The organism is Methylobacterium sp. Leaf106 (genome assembly GCF_001422895.1).
GTDB lineage: Bacteria > Pseudomonadota > Alphaproteobacteria > Rhizobiales > Beijerinckiaceae > Methylobacterium > Methylobacterium bullatum.
The window spans coordinates 270,235-287,973 of record NZ_LMNB01000023.1; the positions used below are offsets into that span (position 1 = coordinate 270,235).

Annotated in this window: 15 protein-coding genes and 1 tRNA gene; 14 read left to right on the top strand and 2 right to left on the bottom strand. The window is 67.6% G+C overall.

The features are described 5' to 3' along the window. The first annotated feature begins 136 nt into the window (after window positions 1–136). From ASF34_RS13035 to ASF34_RS13070, 8 genes are all read left to right on the top strand, one after another. The gene (locus tag ASF34_RS13035) at window positions 137–1,543 is read left to right on the top strand and encodes a malonyl-CoA decarboxylase (RefSeq protein WP_056161545.1); all 1,407 of its coding nucleotides are present in this window, start codon (window positions 137–139) and stop codon (window positions 1,541–1,543) included. A gap of 54 nt (window positions 1,544–1,597) precedes the next feature. Next, window positions 1,598–3,118 carry a malonate--CoA ligase gene (locus tag ASF34_RS13040; RefSeq protein WP_056161547.1) on the top strand — a complete coding sequence of 507 codons (1,521 nt, stop codon included), beginning with the start codon at window positions 1,598–1,600 and terminating at the stop codon, window positions 3,116–3,118. Window positions 3,119–3,280: 162 nt separating this feature from the next. Then, window positions 3,281–4,360 (top strand): YihY/virulence factor BrkB family protein, encoded by a 1,080-nt coding sequence (locus ASF34_RS13045; protein WP_018045246.1) that lies wholly within the window; start codon window positions 3,281–3,283, stop codon window positions 4,358–4,360. A gap of 64 nt (window positions 4,361–4,424) precedes the next feature. Continuing rightward, window positions 4,425–4,832 carry a peptide-methionine (R)-S-oxide reductase MsrB gene (msrB, locus tag ASF34_RS13050; RefSeq protein ID WP_018045245.1) on the top strand — a complete coding sequence of 136 codons (408 nt, stop codon included), beginning with the start codon at window positions 4,425–4,427 and terminating at the stop codon, window positions 4,830–4,832. 292 nt (window positions 4,833–5,124) lie between these two features. Beyond that, entirely contained in the window at window positions 5,125–6,018 is an 894-nt protein-coding gene (locus ASF34_RS13055) for a hypothetical protein (RefSeq protein ID WP_018045244.1), read from the top strand. Between the two features lie 267 nt (window positions 6,019–6,285). Then, window positions 6,286–7,677 (top strand): dicarboxylate/amino acid:cation symporter, encoded by a 1,392-nt coding sequence (locus tag ASF34_RS13060; protein ID WP_018045243.1) that lies wholly within the window; start codon window positions 6,286–6,288, stop codon window positions 7,675–7,677. A gap of 9 nt (window positions 7,678–7,686) precedes the next feature. Next, window positions 7,687–8,607: an ROK family protein gene (locus tag ASF34_RS13065; RefSeq protein ID WP_018045242.1), complete on the top strand. Its 921-nt coding sequence runs from the start codon at window positions 7,687–7,689 to the stop codon at window positions 8,605–8,607. A gap of 69 nt (window positions 8,608–8,676) precedes the next feature. Next, window positions 8,677–9,954, top strand: a complete 1,278-nt coding sequence (locus tag ASF34_RS13070; protein ID WP_056161549.1) for an aminotransferase — start codon at window positions 8,677–8,679, stop codon at window positions 9,952–9,954. Window positions 9,955–10,235: 281 nt separating this feature from the next. Here the strand turns inward: ASF34_RS13070 and ASF34_RS13075 are convergent, their stop codons facing one another. Next, window positions 10,236–10,760 (bottom strand): GcrA family cell cycle regulator, encoded by a 525-nt coding sequence (locus ASF34_RS13075; protein WP_056162053.1) that lies wholly within the window; start codon window positions 10,758–10,760, stop codon window positions 10,236–10,238. 384 nt (window positions 10,761–11,144) lie between these two features. On the opposite strand from ASF34_RS13075, the gene ASF34_RS13080 reads away from it, so the two are divergent. The 4 genes from ASF34_RS13080 to ASF34_RS13095 all read left to right on the top strand — a co-directional run bounded on the left by ASF34_RS13080 (window position 11,145) and on the right by ASF34_RS13095 (window position 15,329). Beyond that, window positions 11,145–12,224 carry an ABC transporter ATP-binding protein gene (locus ASF34_RS13080; protein WP_200913278.1) on the top strand — a complete coding sequence of 360 codons (1,080 nt, stop codon included), beginning with the start codon at window positions 11,145–11,147 and terminating at the stop codon, window positions 12,222–12,224. Window positions 12,225–12,349: 125 nt separating this feature from the next. Next, window positions 12,350–13,378 (top strand): extracellular solute-binding protein, encoded by a 1,029-nt coding sequence (locus tag ASF34_RS13085; RefSeq protein ID WP_056161551.1) that lies wholly within the window; start codon window positions 12,350–12,352, stop codon window positions 13,376–13,378. A gap of 11 nt (window positions 13,379–13,389) precedes the next feature. Further along, the gene (locus ASF34_RS13090) at window positions 13,390–15,111 is read left to right on the top strand and encodes an ABC transporter permease (protein ID WP_443136537.1); all 1,722 of its coding nucleotides are present in this window, start codon (window positions 13,390–13,392) and stop codon (window positions 15,109–15,111) included. A 143-nt stretch (window positions 15,112–15,254) separates the two neighbouring features. Next, a tRNA-Val gene (locus ASF34_RS13095) sits at window positions 15,255–15,329 on the top strand. A gap of 5 nt (window positions 15,330–15,334) precedes the next feature. On the opposite strand, the gene gph is transcribed toward ASF34_RS13095, so the two are convergent. Then, window positions 15,335–16,024, bottom strand: a complete 690-nt coding sequence (gene gph, locus ASF34_RS13100; protein ID WP_056161553.1) for a phosphoglycolate phosphatase — start codon at window positions 16,022–16,024, stop codon at window positions 15,335–15,337. A gap of 364 nt (window positions 16,025–16,388) precedes the next feature. Between gph and ASF34_RS13105 the strand changes: the two genes are divergently transcribed. Continuing rightward, on the top strand, window positions 16,389–16,856 hold the full coding sequence (locus ASF34_RS13105) for a hypothetical protein (RefSeq protein ID WP_018045234.1): 468 nt from the start codon (window positions 16,389–16,391) through the stop codon (window positions 16,854–16,856). 148 nt (window positions 16,857–17,004) lie between these two features. Then, a complete protein-coding gene (gene rpiA / locus ASF34_RS13110) occupies window positions 17,005–17,715 on the top strand; it encodes a ribose-5-phosphate isomerase RpiA (RefSeq protein ID WP_018045233.1) in 711 nt (236 codons plus the stop codon). Window positions 17,716–17,739: the final 24 nt, after the last annotated feature.

Consider the following 17,739-nt stretch of genomic DNA (forward strand, 5'->3'; position numbering starts at 1 on the left):
GCGGCTGCGGCATGGTTCCGCGGTCAAAGCCCTGGCCCTCGGTCAGTCTGCGACATAGACTGGAGCTTGCACGTGTGTTCGGCGGGTTCGGCATCTCGCGGAACTTGCGACAGGGGCAAGGAGCAGGCGGCGAGCCATGGCGGCGATCTCGTTTTTCGGCGACCTGCTTCAGACCATCAGCGACCGTGGTCGCGATCTCATCGGAATCGGCCGCGGCGACCTCGCCTCCAAGGCCAATGCGCAAGAGCTCATCAAACTCTGCGAGGATCTGATCTCCCGGCGCGGCGAGGCGTCGGGCGTTGCGCTCGCCCGCCTGATCCTCGAACGCTACGCCAGCCTCGCGCGTGCCGAACGGCTCGTCTTCCTGCAGGGTATCGCCACCGTCTTCGGCGCCGATCACGAGGCGGTGGACGATGCCATCGCCGCCTATCGTCGAGACCCGACGCGCGCCGCCCTCGGCGTGCTCCACGAGGCGGCCGAGCCGCGCAGCCAGGAACTCATCCGCCGGCTCAACCTCGCCCGCAACGGCACCCTCGCCCTGGTGCGGATGCGGGAGGACCTGTTCGTCCTGCGAAAGGACCTGCGCGGGAACGAGGCCGATCCCGACCTCGTCGATGCCGTCGACAGCCTCGACAGCGATTTCGAGCACCTGTTCGCCTCGTGGTTCAACCGGGGGTTCCTGGTGCTGCGCCACATCGACTGGACCACCCCCGCCCATATTCTCGAGAAGATCATCCGCTACGAGGCGGTGCATGAGATCGCTGGCTGGGACGAGCTGCGCCGACGCATCGAACCCACTGACCGGCGCTGCTTCGCCTTCTTCCATCCCGCCTTGCAGGACGAGCCGCTGATCTTCGTGGAAGTGGCGCTCACGGACGGCATCGCGCCGGCCATCGCGCCGATCCTCGCGCATGGGCGCGAGCCCCTGCCCACCCGGGCCGCCACCACCGCGATCTTCTACTCGATCTCGAACTGTCAGAAGGGGCTTGCCGGCGTCACCTTCGGCAATTTCCTGATCAAGCAGGTGGTGGAGGATCTCGCCCGCGAGATCCCGAGCCTCAAGACCTTCGTGACCCTGTCGCCGGTGCCCGGCTTCTCCGCCTGGCTCGATCGTGAGCGCCGCTCCGATTCGCCGCAGGGCCTGACCCGGGACGACGTCGAGGCTCTGCGGGCCATCGACGAGCCGGGCTGGCACGCCGACAAGGGCAAGTCCGATGCGGTGAAGAAGGTGATGATCCCCGCCGCCGCCGCCTATTTCTTGCGGGCCAAGAACGAGCGAGGCAAGCCCCTCGACCCCGTGGCGCGGTTCCATCTCGGCAACGGAGCCCGCCTGGAGCGGCTCAACTTCCTCGGTGACGTCTCGCCCAAGGGGCTCGGCCAGTCGCGCGGGCTGATGGTCAATTACCTCTACGATCTCTCGGCCATCGAGAAGAACCACGAGACCTATGCCAATCTCGGCACCGTGGCGGCATCGAGCAGCGTGAGCCGCGAACTCAGGACCAACCTGCCGCCGATTCGCGCCGTGGCGTTGGCCGAGGCTTGATTTCGAGGCGTCGTCCGGCCACGGCTGTCCGTTCGATAACGGCTGGACGACGTCATGCGTAACCATCTCTTCGATCTCATCCGGGCGAGCCTGCCCGCCGATCCCGCCTCGCGGACTTTCATCGAGACCGGCGACGGCGCACGGATCACCTATGCGAACATGCTCGACCGCTCGGCTGCCTATGCCTCCGCCCTCAAGGCGCTCGGGGTGAAGACCGGTGACCGCGTCGCCGTCCAGGTCGAGAAGAGCGCCGAGGTGGTGTTTCTCTATCTCGGCGCCGTTCGCGCCGGCGCCGTCTTCCTGCCGCTCAACACCGCCTATACGGCCCCCGAGATCGCGTATTTCCTCTCGGATGCCGAGCCGGCCCTGTTCGTCTGCGACCCCGCCCGTGTCGCCGCTCTCGAACCGGTCGCCGTTGAGGCGAAGGTGCCCGCCCTGCGTACCCTCGACGGGGCGGGGCGCGGTAGCATGGCCGAGGCGGCTGACGCGGCCGGCACCGCTTTCACGGATGTGGAACGCGGCCCCGACGATCTCGCGGCGATCCTCTACACCTCGGGCACCACCGGGCGCTCCAAGGGCGCCATGCTCAGCCACGACAATCTCGCCTCCAACGCCGTGACCTTGGTGAAGGCCTGGGGCTTCACCGCCGACGACGTGCTGATCCATGCCCTGCCGGTGTTCCACACCCACGGCCTGTTCGTGGCCACCAACATCGTGCTGCTCGCCGGGGCCACGGCGATCTTCCTGCCGAAATTCGACCCGAAGCAGGTGCTCGCCCTGATGGGCCGGGCGACCTCGATGATGGGGGTTCCGACTTTCTACACGCGCCTCCTCAAGGAGCCGGGCCTGACCCCCGAAGCGGCGGCGACGATCCGCCTGTTCGTCTCCGGCTCGGCCCCGCTCCTCGCCGAGACGCACCGGGACTGGCAGGCCCGCACCGGCCACGCCATCCTCGAACGCTACGGCATGACCGAGACCAACATGAACACCTCGAACCCCTATGACGGCGAGCGCATCGCCGGCACGGTGGGCCTGCCCCTGCCGGGCGTCTCGCTCAGGGTGGTCGATCCCGAGACGGGACGGGCCTTGCCCGCCGATACGGTGGGGATGATCGAGGTGAAGGGGCCGAACGTGTTCCAGGGCTATTGGCGCATGCCCGAGAAGACGGCCTCCGAATTCAAGACGGACGGGTTCTTCATCACCGGCGATCTCGGCAAGGTCGACGAGCGCGGCTACGTCCACATCGTCGGGCGCGGCAAGGATCTCATCATCACCGGCGGCTACAACGTCTATCCGAAGGAGGTCGAGAACGAGATCGATGCGCTTCCAGGCGTCGTCGAATCCGCCGTGATCGGCCTCTCCCATGCGGATTTCGGCGAGGGCGTCACGGCCATCGTCGTCGCTCGTCCGGACGCGCCGGGGGAGCAGGAGATCCTCCGTATCCTCGAAGGGCGTCTCGCCCGGTTCAAATGCCCCAAGCGCGTCCTCTTCGCCGACGAATTGCCGCGCAATGCCATGGGCAAAGTGCAGAAGAACCTGCTGCGCGAGGCGCATGCTGATCTCTATCGCCGCTGAAGGGTAAGACGGCGGAACGCTTTGGCGGGCCGGCGGTTCTCGTCATCGAACGGCCAAGCTCGCGCCGTCTCCGTACCGGTTGCCGTCATGCCCTCGTCTCAGCCTCACCGTCCCGAGCCCACGGGGCCGGGCTCCACCCATTCCGTGGTCTGGACTCTGGCGATGGGGGCGGCGCTCGTAGCCCTGTCGCTGGGGCCGCGGTCGCGCCGCGCCAGACGTCAGGCTGAACCACCTCAGCCGCGACGCGACGAAGGCGCCCGCTCGCATAGTGGGCGCAGCGCCGAATGGGTCGCGGCAACACAGGTCCATCGCGGCCGTGCCGCAGACAGCCCGACCGAGATCACTCGCGCCGGTTGGAAGGACATCGCCGTCCGCGTCTACCTGGAATTCAACAAGGACCGCGTGCTCGCGGTGGCCGCCGGCGTGACGTTCTTCACCCTGCTGTCGCTGTTCCCCGCCATCGCCGCCCTGGTCTCCTGCTACGGTCTCGTTGCCGATGTCGGCGCCATCAACGAGCACCTCTCCAGCATGCAGGGCGTGCTGCCCTCCAGCGCCATCGACATCATCGGCGAGCAGGTGAAGCGGATCGCCGCCAAGGACAACGGCACGCTGGGCCTGACGTTCTTCTCCAGCCTCGTCCTGTCGCTCTGGAGTGCGAACGCCGCCATGAAAGCGATGTTCGATGCTCTGAACGTGGTCTACGAGGAAGACGAGAAGCGCTCCTTCGTGATGTTGAACCTGCGCTCCCTGACCTTCACCGTTGGGGCGCTCCTCTTCACCATCCTCGCGCTCACCAGTATCGTCGTACTGCCGGTGATCTTCAACTTCTTCGGGTTCGGGCAGGGGGCGAGGCTGATCGCCCTGCTGCGCTGGCCCTTCCTCCTTGTCGTCCTCCTCGGCGGCCTCTCGCTGCTCTACCGCTATGGCCCGAGCCGCGAGCGACCGCGCTGGCGCTGGGTCGGCACGGGTGGCGCTGTGGCGGGCATCCTCTGGCTCGCCGCCTCGATCCTGTTCTCGTGGTATGTCGGCAGCTTCGGCAATTACAACGAGACCTACGGTTCGCTCGGCGCCGCCATCGGCTTCATGACCTGGATTTGGATCTCGACGACGATCGTGCTCCTCGGTGCCGAGATCAATGCCGAGATGGAGCATCAGACGGCTCGGGACACGACGACGGGACCGGAGAAGCCCATGGGCGACCGTGAGGCACGGATGGCGGACACGATCGGCGCGGCCGCGTGACAGGGTGCGGTACGGCCTCGGGAGTCCTATTTCTCCAGCATATCCCAAAGAACCGGAGGCCATCATGAGCGAGACCCAGGCAGGCACCGTCCAGCGCAGCGAGGACGAGTGGCGCGAGATCCTGACGCCGGACCAGTACCGTGTCCTGCGCGAGCACGGCACGGAGCGGGCGGGCACGAGCTGCCTCAATGCCGAGAAGCGCCCCGGCACGTTCCACTGCGCCGGCTGCGATGCCCCGTTATTCGAGAACACCACGAAATTTGAATCCGGCACCGGTTGGCCGAGCTTCTTCGATCCCATCGACGGCGCGGTGGAGACGACGACCGACCGGAGCCACTGGATGGTGAGGACCGAAGTGCACTGCGCCCACTGCAAAGGTCATCTCGGCCACGTCTTCGATGATGGCCCGGCGCCGACGGGGCTGCGCTATTGCATGAACGGCATTTCACTGCGGTTCGAGCCGAATGCGTGAGCTCATTGGTATAAAAGGATAAAAATCGGGGCCGGGCTTACGAGGCCGGCCTTGATTTAGTCCCATTTTTTCTTAGTCGAATGAAAGTGGTCTTCCCATTTGTGTGCCGTCGGCGGTGCGAGGCGGGAAAACGATCGAATTCGGACGGTTCGTGCCGGCTGGTTTCCACAGGCCGGGCATTCCGTCGCTGCCGAAACAGGGTATGGCTTCGAACGGCGCCGACATTGCGCCCATGGCGCGGCGCTCCGGAGGAGGGCCTGCCATGATGAGCCGATCCGGGGGGAGAGAATACATGAGTGTCGTTCGTCGGTTTCTGGTCGCACCTGCGCTCGTCCGCCTGATCCGCAAGGAGCGCGGCGGTTCGAAGATCACCGAGGGCTATTTCGCTCCCCAGGCCGGTCGCACGTCCTATGTCCGCGTCGATGGCCAGAACTGCCATCTCGTTCTCGTCACGACGGCGCCGGACGGAACGTCGAGCGAGGAGCGGACCGACGTTCCCCGCGCCCATGGCGATGCCCTTCTGGATGTCTGCTCAGGCAAGGCGATCTACGACCGCGCCGTGCTCGCGCTCGGCAACGGCCGCGAGGCGCTCGTCGATCGCTACGCGACACCGGGAGCCCTCGACTTGCTCAGCGTCGTGTTCGACGACACCGCCCAGGCCGCCGCTTTCGTACCCCCAGCCTGGTTCGGCGAGGACGTCTCCGAGAATTCCGCCTATGACCGCCATACCGTGGCGATCCAGGGTGTGCCTCAGACCGGCGAGGTTCCCCTGAACAACGCCGCCCTCGAAGCGATCCTCGATCTGCTCGAGCCGCGCTTCGGTTTCGGCCGCTTCAATGCCCCACCGCCGAAGGCCGGCGAGGACGAGGCGACCCTTCGGGCGAACCGCCGTGCAGCCGCTCTGGCTGCCAAGGCCGCTGCTCCCGCGGCCCTCCCGGTGGAAGAGCCCGCGCCCCAACCCGTCCTTGAGGAACGGAGCGAGCAGCGTCGGGAAGAGCCCGCCGCCGCGGAGGAGACCGCCACGGACACTCCGATCCGCACCGATGCCCGCATCGACGACGTTATCGAGAGCCTGTCTCAGGCTCTGGGTGCCTCTCAGCCGTCCCGCGCTCCTGCACGCGACGACGATCCGGCCGCCGAATTCGAGCGCTGGACCGTACGTCCCCGCCGTACTCCGCAGACCTGAACCCTTGGGACCGGAGGTGGGGCATGCCCATCTCCGGGCTCTTCGCGAGGACCCGGCGGCACCGGGCATATTCGGACAAGTCGATCGCCAACGATTGTATGCAATAGCGCGGCAGAAGCCCGTCGAGTTACAGAAGCAGCCCATCCTCACGGTTTCGGCGGGAAACAAAGATAATCTCTCATAGCCGCGTTGAGGCGAGGGATTAAACTCGCTAGCGTCTCGGCAAGACAGACGAGCGTGCGCCCAACGAGGCGCCTGTGAGGGAACATGGTTCAGACCACCGTCCATGCCGGAGGCAGCGCGCCGGCAGCACCGACACCTCACGAACCTTGGTACAAGGTCCTCTACATCCAGGTGCTGATAGCCATCGCACTTGGCATCCTGCTCGGATATCTGCACCCCGAATGGGGCAAGTCCGTGAAGTGGTTGGGCGACGCCTTCATCGCACTGATCAAGATGATGATCGCGCCGATCATCTTCTGTACCATCGTTCACGGCATCGCCTCCATCGGCGACTTGAAAAAGGTCGGCCGCGTTGGCTTGAAGGCACTGGTCTATTTCGAGGTTGTCTCCACCATTGCGCTTCTCATCGGTATCCTCGTCGGTGAAGTGGTGAAGCCGGGAGCCGGTTTCAATGCCGATGTGACTAAGCTCGACGGTAAATCGGTCGAGAAATACGCCAAGATCGCCGCCGACGATTCCGTCACCGGCCACATCATGGCTCTGATCCCGAAAAGCTTCTTCGACGCTTTCGCCACAGGCGACCTGCTTCAGGTTCTTCTCATCTCGATCCTCACCGGCGTCGTGGTGACAGGCATGGGCAAGCGCGGCGAGGCCATCACGCACGCCATCGACACGGCGGGCCAAGTCTTCTTCCGCATCATCGGCCTCGTAGTGAAGCTCGCGCCCATCGGTGCCTTCGGCGCCATGGCCTTCACCATCGGTCAGTATGGCATCGGCAAGGTGATCGATCTCGCCTGGCTGGTTGGCACCTTCTACGTCACGGCCTTCCTGTTCGTGGTCCTGGTCCTTGGCGGCATCGCACGGGTGGCCGGCTTCTCGATCTTCAAGTTCCTGGCCTACATCAAGGACGAACTTCTCATCGTGCTCGGCACCTCGTCCTCCGAGACGGTGCTGCCGCACATGATGACGAAGATGCGCCGCCTCGGCGCCTCGGATTCCGTCGTGGGCCTGGTGATTCCCACGGGCTACTCGTTCAACCTCGACGGCACCAACATCTACATGACCCTGGCGACGCTGTTCCTGGCCCAGGCCGTGGGCGCTGACCTGTCCTTCGCCCAGTACGCCACCATCATCCTGGTCGCGATGCTGACCTCGAAGGGGGCCTCCGGTGTCACGGGTGCCGGCTTCATCACCCTCGCGGCCACGCTCAGCGCCATCCCCAACAATCCGGTGCCGGTGGCCGCCATGACCCTGATCCTGGGTGTCGATAAGTTCATGTCGGAGTGCCGGGCCATCACCAACCTCATCGGCAACGGCGTCGCCACGGTGGTGGTCAGCCGCTGGGAGGGTGAACTCGACCAGGAGAAGCTGAACCAGGTCATGGCGCATCCCTTCTCCATCGGCACCGACATCTCGGATCATGCGCCCAACATGGACCAGGAGTCCGCTCCCCGTCCGGCCGTCGCCGCACAGTAGCTCCGCATCGTGGATCCTGCGCGCCTGCGCATTGGGATAGACCTCGGCGGCACCAAGATCGCCGGCATCGCCCTCGATGCCGGCGGAGCCGTGCGCGCCGAGGCGAGGATCCCGACCCCGCGAAACGATTACGACGCCACCCTCGGCGCGATCGTGGCGCTGGTCCGGCGCCTGGAGCGGGACGCCGGAGGCGTCGGCAGCGTCGGTATCGGCATGCCGGGGGCCATCACCCCCGGCAGCGGCCTCGTGAAGAACGCCAACTCGGTCTGGCTGAACGGCAGGACTTTCGTCATCGATATCGAGGCACGGCTCGGCCGACCGGTCCGCGCCGAGAACGATGCCAATTGCCTTGCGGTCTCCGAGGCGGTGGATGGCGCGGGTGCCGGGGCACGGGTCGTCTGGGCGATCATCCTCGGGACCGGCGTCGGCTCCGGCATCGCCATCGACGGGGTGGCCCTATCGGGTGCCAACCGCATTGCCGGTGAATGGGGCCACAACCCGCTTCCCGCGCCGCGCGACGACGAACGGCCCGGCCCGTCCTGCTATTGCGGGCGGCACGGCTGTATCGAGACTTGGCTTTCTGGCCCCGGCCTCGCCGCCGATCATGCCCGCCGTGTCGGTGCTCCGGCAGCGACCGGTGAGGCGGTGATCGCCGCTGCGCGCGCCGGTGATGCCATCGCATCCGAGAGCATCACCCGCTATCGGGAGCGTCTCGCCCGCAGCATCGCCGGCGTCATCAACATCCTCGACCCCGACATGGTGGTCCTCGGCGGAGGCTTGTCGACGGTGCCGGAACTGACCGCCGATCTCGACGCGCTTCTTCTTCCGCACGTCTTCTCGGATGAGTGCGGAACACCGATCCGGGTGAGCCACCACGGCGACGCATCCGGCGTGCGGGGTGCAGCCTGGTTATGGGGCATCCCCGCCTGAGCCTCTCCCCATCGCGCCCCGCAGCCGGTATGGACGGGGACAATCACACAACGACGTGAGCGTATTCCCATGACGAGTCTGGCTTCCCTCGATCCCGCCGCCCGCGACGCGCTTCACGCGAAGACCCGCGAGGCCTACGAGGCTTTCAAAAGTCGCGGCCTCAAGCTCGACATGACCCGTGGCAAGCCGGCGCCGGAGCAGCTCGACCTGTCCAGCGCGATGATGTCGTTGCCCGGCAATGGCGATCATTTCGCCGAGGCGGGTGACGATGCGCGCAATTACGGCGGCCTCCAGGGTCTGCCGGAAGCGCGCGCCCTGTTCGCGCCGATGGTGCAGGCGCCGCCGGCCCAGATCGTCATCGGCGACAATTCGAGCCTCGCGCTCATGCACGATTGCATCGCCTGGGCCCTGCTGAAGGGCGTGCCCGGCTCGGTGAAGCCCTGGTCGAAGGAGGAGGAGCCGGTCTTCCTCTGTCCCGTTCCCGGCTACGACCGCCACTTCGCCATCTGCGAGGCCCTGGGCATCCGCATGCTGCCCGTCCCCATGACCGGCCAGGGGCCGGACATGGACGTGGTCGAGAAACTGGCCGCCGATCCGGCCGTGAAGGGCATGTGGTGCGTGCCGAAATACGCCAATCCGAGCGGCGAGACCTATTCCGACGAGACCGTCCGGCGCCTCGCTTCCATGGAGACCGGCGCCCCCGACTTCCGCCTGTTCTGGGACAACGCGTACACCGTCCACCACCTCACCGCGACGCGCCACCCCCTCGCCGACATCCTCGCCCTTTGCGAAGAGGCTGGCCATCCCGACCGGCCCTTCATCTTCGCCTCGACCTCCAAGGTGACCCTGGCGGGAGCGGGCATCGCCATGTTCGCTTCCTCCCCGGAGAACGTACGCTGGTTCCTCGGCCGCTCTTTCTTCCGCACCATCGGGCCGGACAAGCTCAACCAGCTGCGCCACGTCCGCTTCCTGAAGGACATGGCCGGCATCGAGGCGCATATGGAGAAGCAGCGCGCGCTCATCGCGCCGAAATTCCAGGCTGTCCTCGATGCTCTGGAGGCCCGCCTCGGCGGAACCGGCGCGGCGACCTGGACGACGCCCGAAGGTGGCTACTTCATCACCGTCGATACGGTGGACGGTGCGGCGCAGCGGACCGTGGCTTTGGCCAAGGAGGCCGGCATCGCCCTGACGCCCGCCGGCGCGACCTCTCCTTACGGACGCGACCCGCATGACCGCACCCTGCGTCTTGCGCCGACCTTCCCCTCGCTCTCGGACGTGAAGGCGGCGGCAGAGGGAATCGCCCTCTGCATCCTCCTCGCCGGACTCGAGACCGAGAAGGCGGCCTGACGCAGGCCGCCACTCATGGCGCATCCCTCCGCCCAGCCCGGGCAGGGAGAGCTGCCCGGGACGCGCATCGAAGCATCTGCCTAAGGCGGGGACTTTACCGGGGCCGCCCCATCCCGCTCATTCGTCGCAGATACGACAGGCCGCGATCCTCCACCATATATTGGCGGACGGTCTGAACGTTCGTGAGATCGGGTGGTGAAGGGGGCTCTCCCGGCCTGCGACAGGGCGGGAGACGTCACCGCCCCGAGGCGGCGGTGACAAGGAAGCCGAGCCCTATGGCCTCAGCGGAAGCCGCCGACCCTGCGGTCGCGCTTGCGCTCGGCGGCAGGTTGATACGCGATCTCGGCGTGGTGGGTGCAATAGGGCAGGCCGGTGATCGAGCGGTCGCCGCAATAGTGGAACTCCGGCGATGTCGGATCGCCCAACGGCCAGCGGCACATGGATTCGCGCAGATCCATGATGGTCACGCGCTTGGACACGGCCAGCGGCATGCTCGGGGCGGCGACCACCGCATTCGTCTCGGGAAACAGCAGGCTGGGCGCGGCGACGGGCTCGGCCGCGGTCGCCAGTTCCACGACGTTGTCGGCTTCGGCTTCGCGGATTGCCGGCTTCTTGCGGCCGTTGCCGGGCGAATCCGCCGCTTTCACGCGGCCCGACAGACCCAGCCGGTGGACCTTGCCGATGACGGCGTTGCGGGTGACGCCACCGAGCTGCGCGGCGATCTGGCTCGCGCTCAGTCCCTCGTCCCAGAGGCGCCGCAGTACCTCGACACGCTCGTCCGTCCAGCCAGCACCGGTATCCGTCATCGCCCCCTCCGACATCCGCTCGATTCCCCCGACCGACACGGGACGATCCCTGCGACACCTCGCATGGCCACTCCGTCCGTTGCCATACGGATGGTGGTCGCGCAGGGCACCCTTACGACGACGACCGGAACCGTACAGGACGCCTCGACACGGATGCAAGAGCACCCGGAAGGAGGGGGGGACTTTCCACCGGCAAACCGTCGGGGGCGTCCCGCGCGCACTCCGAAAGAGCCGGCCGGGACGCGGCTCCGCCGTGACGGCGAAGGCGTAATCCCTCGTCCACCCCCGGCCGCGCCGCCCACTGGCCAAGCTTCCCCTTGACCTGCGGCCGGATCGGGCGAGAAGCGCGTATTTCACCACGAGCCGAGTAGCGAGAGGCAGGTCATGGCCGCGACCGATCCGACCGAGGGACGCCGCCCCGGCGAGGTGCCGCCGCGCCTCGAGACGCGCGGGCTCAGCGTCGAGTTCGGGCGCAAACACGCCCTCGACGACGTGTCCCTCGCGGTCCGGGCTGGAGAAGTCATCGCGCTTCTCGGTGATTCCGGTTGCGGCAAGAGCACCCTGTTGCGAGCGGTGGCGGGCCTCGAACAGCCGAGCGGCGGGCTGGTCCTGCTCGATGGTCAAGCGATGAGCGCCCGGGTGCCGCCGGAGGAGCGCGGCGTCGGCCTGATGTTCCAGGATTACGCCCTGTTCCCCCATCTCACCGTCCTGCAGAACGTCCGCTTCGGTCTTCACCGGCTGCGCGCCAATGAAGCCGATGCCGTCGCGAAGGCGCGGCTGGAGCAGGTCGGCCTCGCCGACCGGGCCGCGAGCTATCCCGGCTCGCTCTCGGGCGGGGAGAGCCAGCGCGTGGCACTCGCCCGTGCCCTGGCGCCGGGGCCGCGCGTGCTGCTTCTCGACGAGCCGTTTTCGAATCTCGACCGGCGCAACCGCGACAGGGTCCGGGCCGACACGCTCTCGGTCCTGCGCGTCGCCGGCGCCACCGCGCTCCTGGTGACACACGATCCGGAGGAGGCCTTGCTGGTGAGCGACCGCATCGTCCTGATGCGGGGCGGGCGCATCGTCCAGATCGGCACCGGCGCGGATCTCTATCGCCGCCCCGTCTCGTGGTTCGCCGCGAATTTCTTCGGCGATCTCATCGCTTTCCCCACGCGCTGCATCGACGGCGCTGCGGTGACGCCCTTCGGCGCGTTTCCGGCGCCGGGGATCGAGGACGGTGCGCCGGTCACCGCCTGCGTCAGGCCCGAGGCGATCGGGCTGGGGCACGCAGAATCCGGTCATCCGGCGCGGGTGATCCAGCGGCGTTTCCTCGGGCCCGTCGTGGAGTTGACCCTGGCGGCGGATGGATTTCCCGAACCGTTCCGACTCACGGTCTCCCAAGAGACATCGGCGGGGGAGGGCGATCGTGTGGGCCTGACCGTTGCGAAGGGAGCGGGGCTGGTTTTTGCCGCCGGACTGGATTAACCGAGCCTTGCTGTTCGTGCCCGGTAATATCCAGAAGTATAGTTTTTAACGATGATAAACTGAGGACATAAGTCTTGCTTTTCTCTCGAAGATGCGGCCCAGAACCGGTCATTGAGAGAAGAGGGATGGACGTCATGGTCGGTTGGGTCTCGAAATGTCTGATCGGCGGTGCGACCGCCTTCGCCTGGATCGCCGGAGCGACCGCCGCCGAAGTCAACATCTACACCACCCGTGAGCCTGGCCTGATCAAGCCCCTGCTCGATGCCTACACCGCCAAGAGCGGCGTCACCGTCAACACCGTCTTCGTCGAGAAGGGCCTTGCCGAGCGTGTGGCCTCAGAGGGCGAGCGGTCCAAGGCCGACGTGCTGATGACCGTCGATATCGGCAATCTCATCGAGCTCGTGGATCGCGGCCTCGCCCAGCCGGTCCGCACGGAGACCCTGGAAGCCGCCGTTCCGGCGCCCCTGCGCGATGCCGGCGGCCTCTGGTACGCCCTCTCCATGCGCGCCCGCGTCGCCTATGCCGACAAGGACCTCGCGGAGAAGGCCCTGACCTACGAGGATCTCGCCGACCCGAAATGGAAGGGCAAGCTCTGCCTGCGCTCGGGCCAGCACCCCTACAACACCGCGCTCATCGCCCATTACATCGTCAAGCACGGGCCGGATAAGGCGAAGGAATGGCTGACCGGCGTGAAGGCCAACCTCGCGCGCAAGCCGTCCGGCGGCGACCGTGACGTAGCCCGCGACATCCTGGCCGGAACCTGCGCCGTCGGTCTCGGCAACTCCTACTATGTCGGGCTGATGCGTTCGGGCAAGGGTGGCCCGGACCAGCAGAAATGGGGCGACGGGATCAAGGTCGTGCTGCCGGTCTTCACCAGCGGCGGCACTCATGTGAACGTCTCCGGTGCGGTTGTCGCCAAGAGTGCGCCGAACCGCGACGAGGCGGTCAAGCTTCTCGAATACCTCGTCTCCGACGAAGGCCAGGGCCTCTATGCGAAGGCCAATTTCGAGTATCCGGTGAAGGCGGGTGCGCCGATCGACCCCCAGCTCACGGCGCTCGGCCCATTGACCATCGATACCGTGCCGCTCGCCGAGATCGCCCGTAACCGCAAGGCGGCGAGCCTGCTGGTGGATACGGTGGGCTTCGACAACTGAAGCCCCGGTCGATGTCGGCCGCCGTCGAACTGGCCCGATCGCAGCCCGCGATCGGCTCCGAGGCCGCTCCGAGTGCGGCGCCGCGCTTGCGCATCGCCCCCATGGCCTGGGCGGCGGGAGCCCTCGCGCTCGCCGCCCTGATCCTCAGCCCGGTGGCGTCCCTGGCGCTCACCGCGGCGGGAGGGTCGAGCGAGGTCTGGCCGCATCTCCTGGCGCATGTCCTGCCTCAGGCGACGATCACCACGGCACTGCTCCTGGGCGGCGTCGGCCTCCTCGTCGTCATGCTCGGGGTCGGCTCGGCCTGGCTCGTCTCCGCCTACGACTTCAGGGGGCGCCGCCTTTTGGAAATCGGGCTGCTGCTGCCCCTGGCGGTGCCGACCTACATCGTCGCCTTCGCCTATCTCGACCTGCTCCATCCCATCGGCCCGGTCCAGAGCACCCTGCGCGAGCTTCTCGGCGCGGCACGGCCGAAGGATCTGCTGCTGCCGGAGTTCCGGTCCCTGCCGGGCTGCATCCTGCTCCTCGGCTTCGTGCTCTACCCTTACGTCTATCTGCCGACGCGGGCGCTTTTCGTGATGCAGGCGGGCACTCTCATCGAGGCGGCGCGCATCCTCGGGCGTTCGCCGACGGCGGTCTTCGTCCACGTCGCCCTGCCGTTGGCGCGCCCCGCCATCGCCCTCGGCACCAGTCTCGCCCTGATGGAGACGCTCAACGATATCGGCGCCGCCGAATTCCTGGGCGTGCGGACACTGACGGTGCAGGTCTACGCCACCTGGATCAACCGGTCCGACCTGCCCGGCGCGGCGCAGATCGCCCTGGTCATGCTGGCGATGGTGCTCCTGCTGCTGGCGGCCGAGCGCTGGGGCCGGCGCGGGCGCGGCTATGCCGGCACGGCCCAGCGCCAGCGCGGCATGGCCCGCCATCGCCTGTCCGGTGCTTCCGCCGCGGCCGCCTTGTGCCTCGGCCTCTTTCCCATCGCCATCGGCTTCCTGATCCCGGCGGCCTATCTCGTCCATTCCGCCATCGCCCGCGTCACCCGGCTCGGATTTCCCCGAGGCGTCATCGCCGAGGCGGGAAACACTCTGCTCTATGCCGGCCTCGCTACCCTGCTCGCGGCAGCCTGCGGGTTCCTCGTCGCCGCCGGCCCCCGCCTGGTCGCGCGGCGCTTCGGGCAGGGGCTGATCCGCATCGCCGCCCTCGGCTACGCGCTCCCCGGGGCGATCCTGGCGATCGGGCTGCTCGGCCCGCTGGCGCTCGCCGATGCCTCCCTGTCCCGCATCACGACGGCGCTGTTCGGCGTCGCTCCGGCGCTCATCGGCGTCGGTGCGGGTGGCGCTCTCGTCATCGCCTATCTCGTGCGCTTCCTCGCGGTCGGTGTCGGCGCCTGCGAAGCAGGCCTGGCGAAGGTGCCAAGCTCTCTCGGGGAAGCCGGGCGCATGCTCGGCCGGGGCCCCGTCGGCACGCTGATGCGCGTGCACCTGCCGATGACATGGCCGGCCGTGCTCAGCGGCGCGCTCCTCGTCTTCGTCGACTGCGTCAAGGAACTGCCGGCGACCTTGCTCCTGCGCCCGCTCAACGTGGAGACCCTGGCGACACACCTCTACGGGGAGGCGGTGCGGGGCACCTACGAGGACGGCGCGGTCGCCGCCCTGCTCATCGTGGTCGTCGGCCTGATCCCAGTGGCGTTGCTCATGCGCCTGGGCTCGGCGGAGAACGCCCCGAGGGGCGGATAACGTCCCGGACCGCATCCCGTCGGAGGAGGGCGAGGACCGTCTCCGGTGGCGAGCTGCCGACCGCCCTCTGATGTCGGCTTAGCGAGAAGGCGACAGAGGCCCTTGACGGGCGCGTGGGCCTCGCCCTAGAAGGCCCTCGGTCCGGGTGCGTAGCTCAGCGGGAGAGCATTCGCTTCACACGCGAAGGGTCACAGGTTCGATCCCTGTCGCGCCCACCATTCCCTCAAGCCGCAGCGATAGCCGGCACGAGGGCATCCACCGCCCCCACCAACTCATCGAAATGCTGGATCACCCGCGTGGGGCCGAGTTGCTCCACCGGCAGGTCGGTATAGCCGAACGGCACCGCGATGACCGGGATCCCCGCCGCCTTGGCCGCGTCGATATCCGCGCGTGAATCTCCCACCATGACGGCGCGCGAGACATCGCCCTTGGCCTGCTCGACGGTCAGAGTGATATGGGCCGGGTTCGGCTTGTAGACCGGGAAGGTGTCGCGGCCGCAGATGGCGGCGAAGCGTCCGGCGACGCCGAGCTCCTGCAGAAGCTGCTTGGCATGGGCCTCGACCTTGTTGGTGCAGACCGCCAGCAGGAAGCCACGTGCGCTCAGCGCATCGAGCGCCGCCTCGACACCGGGGAACAGGTAGGAATGCTCGCTGAGATGCCGACCGTAATGGTCGAGGAAATCGATGAAGAGCGTCTGCAGGCGGGCGTCGTCGATGGGTTCGCCTGCGGCCTCGAAGCCGCGCTGGATCAGTGCTTTCGCCCCGGCGCCGATCATGTCGCGGGCCCGGTCGAGGGGGAGAGTCGGCAGTCCCTCGCGGGCGAGGATCGCGTTGAGGGTCCCGACGAGATCGCCCGCGGTCTCGGCGAGGGTTCCGTCGAGGTCGAACACGACGATGGGCGGCAGACTTGGCATGGTGACTCTCAAGGTTGGTGGAGTGGCGACGGGTGATCTCGGGCTGGATGATGGCGTGACGGTGGGCGGGCGCACGGACGCCGCAGGCCGAGAAAAATCCGATGCACACGCAAAGGCTTAACGCACAGGTCGGGCTGCTTTCCGTGCCACGATGCTGTAGAATCCGGCCATGATGCGATCAAGGCCGCCGCGAGCGGGTCACGGTTGCGCCGCAAGGCCGCTATAGGGAAGCTGCCGCGAGATTCCCCCTGCAAGATTCATCTGTCTGCATCAGGACATGAAGGCGACCATGCGTTCGACACTGCCGACCGACCGTGCGTTCATATCCGCCGTTCCCGCCGCCTCCACCCGTTCGCGGCGAGCCATGGGATGCCGGGCCGGGATCGCGCTGGCCCTTCTCGCCTTTATGGCCGCCTCCGCCTCCGCCGCCTCGTTCGAGTTCGTCCCCGCGCCGCAGATCGACCTCAACCGGGTCTACCGCGTCGACAAGGTCACGGGCGAGGTCACGTCCTGCCAGTACGGGCTGCGCGAAGGCGCTGTAGGCAGTGTCGGCCTCACCGTCTGCTACGGCTCCGGCGAGGGCGCCAGCGCCCAGGCCCCGTCCGAATACGGCCTCGTCGCCTCCCGCCACACCCGCGAGGCCGGGGTATTCCGCGTGAACTACCGCACCGGCGAGATGAGCATCTGCTACGTCCAGCTTCAGAAGGAAGCAGTGGTCTGCACGGCTCAGGCGAACCCGGCCGCCAGCGGTCCCGAGGAAGCCGTGGCCACGGGACAGGCGCCCGGCCGCGCCGGGCCGAGTGCCACGCCGCCCCAGAACACCCGCCCCTGACGGCGATCGGCGCGCATGTTCGGCGACAGCCGCGTTGGACGGCGTTGCCAGCCGTGCTAGGGCCACCGGACTTTCAGCGGCCCAGCCCGTAGCCCGAGAGCCCGCCCATGCATCTCGCCCCCTCCCTCCAGATGAACGGGGCTTCCTCGTGAGCGGTCCCGACCTGCGTCGCGCCGCCGCCGCCCGCGCCCTCGATCTCGTCGAGGACGGAATGCGGCTCGGCATCGGAACGGGTAGCACCGCTAACGTGTTCGTGGAGTTGCTCGGCGCGCGGGTGCGTGACGGGCTCAAGGTCACGGGCGTCCCGACTTCGGAGGCGACGCGCATCGCCGCCGAGCGCGTCGGCATCCCCCTGGCGACGCTCGAAGACCTGCCCGAACTCGACCTCACCATCGACGGTGCCGACGAGATCGATGCACGGATGCGCTTGGTGAAAGGCGGCGGCGGTGCGCTCCTGCGCGAGAAGATCGTGGCTTTCGCCAGCCGCCGCATGGTGGTGATCGCCGATGCGGCGAAATCGGTGACGACCCTCGGCGCGTTTCCGCTGCCGGTGGAGGTCAATCCGTTCGGCCTCGGCGCCACCCGCATCGCCGTGGCCCAGGCCATCGAGAGCGCCGGTTGCGCGGGCGACCTCGTCCTGCGTGCCGGTCCCGGCGGCACGCCCTTCGTGACCGATGGCGGCCATCTCATCCTCGACGCCCATCTGAAGGCCATCGCCGATCCCGAACGCCTGTCCGCCGCGCTCTGGGCGGTGCCCGGCGTGGTCGAGCACGGTCTGTTCCTCGGCCTCGCCACCGGCGCTGTCCTGGCGGAGGCCCGTGACGGGCAGGCGCACGTCACCTGTCTCGGCGCGGTCTGACGCGCCTCCACCCTCCTTCGATAT

Bases quoted from the DNA above. Each gene is read 5' to 3' on its own strand.
- ASF34_RS13035 (WP_056161545.1), top strand. From the start codon at position 137: ATGGCGGCGATCTCGTTTTTCGGCGACCTGCTTCAGACCATCAGCGAC.
- ASF34_RS13040 (WP_056161547.1), top strand. From the start codon at position 1,598: ATGCGTAACCATCTCTTCGATCTCATCCGGGCGAGCCTGCCCGCCGAT.
- ASF34_RS13045 (WP_018045246.1), top strand. From the start codon at position 3,281: ATGGGGGCGGCGCTCGTAGCCCTGTCGCTGGGGCCGCGGTCGCGCCGC.
- msrB (WP_018045245.1), top strand. From the start codon at position 4,425: ATGAGCGAGACCCAGGCAGGCACCGTCCAGCGCAGCGAGGACGAGTGG.
- ASF34_RS13055 (WP_018045244.1), top strand. From the start codon at position 5,125: ATGAGTGTCGTTCGTCGGTTTCTGGTCGCACCTGCGCTCGTCCGCCTG.
- ASF34_RS13060 (WP_018045243.1), top strand. From the start codon at position 6,286: ATGGTTCAGACCACCGTCCATGCCGGAGGCAGCGCGCCGGCAGCACCG.
- ASF34_RS13070 (WP_056161549.1), top strand. From the start codon at position 8,677: ATGACGAGTCTGGCTTCCCTCGATCCCGCCGCCCGCGACGCGCTTCAC.
- ASF34_RS13075 (WP_056162053.1), bottom strand. From the start codon at position 10,760: ATGACGGATACCGGTGCTGGCTGGACGGACGAGCGTGTCGAGGTACTG.
- ASF34_RS13080 (WP_200913278.1), top strand. From the start codon at position 11,145: ATGGCCGCGACCGATCCGACCGAGGGACGCCGCCCCGGCGAGGTGCCG.
- ASF34_RS13085 (WP_056161551.1), top strand. From the start codon at position 12,350: ATGGACGTCATGGTCGGTTGGGTCTCGAAATGTCTGATCGGCGGTGCG.
- ASF34_RS13090 (WP_443136537.1), top strand. From the start codon at position 13,390: ATGTCGGCCGCCGTCGAACTGGCCCGATCGCAGCCCGCGATCGGCTCC.
- gph (WP_056161553.1), bottom strand. From the start codon at position 16,024: ATGCCAAGTCTGCCGCCCATCGTCGTGTTCGACCTCGACGGAACCCTC.
- ASF34_RS13105 (WP_018045234.1), top strand. From the start codon at position 16,389: ATGGGATGCCGGGCCGGGATCGCGCTGGCCCTTCTCGCCTTTATGGCC.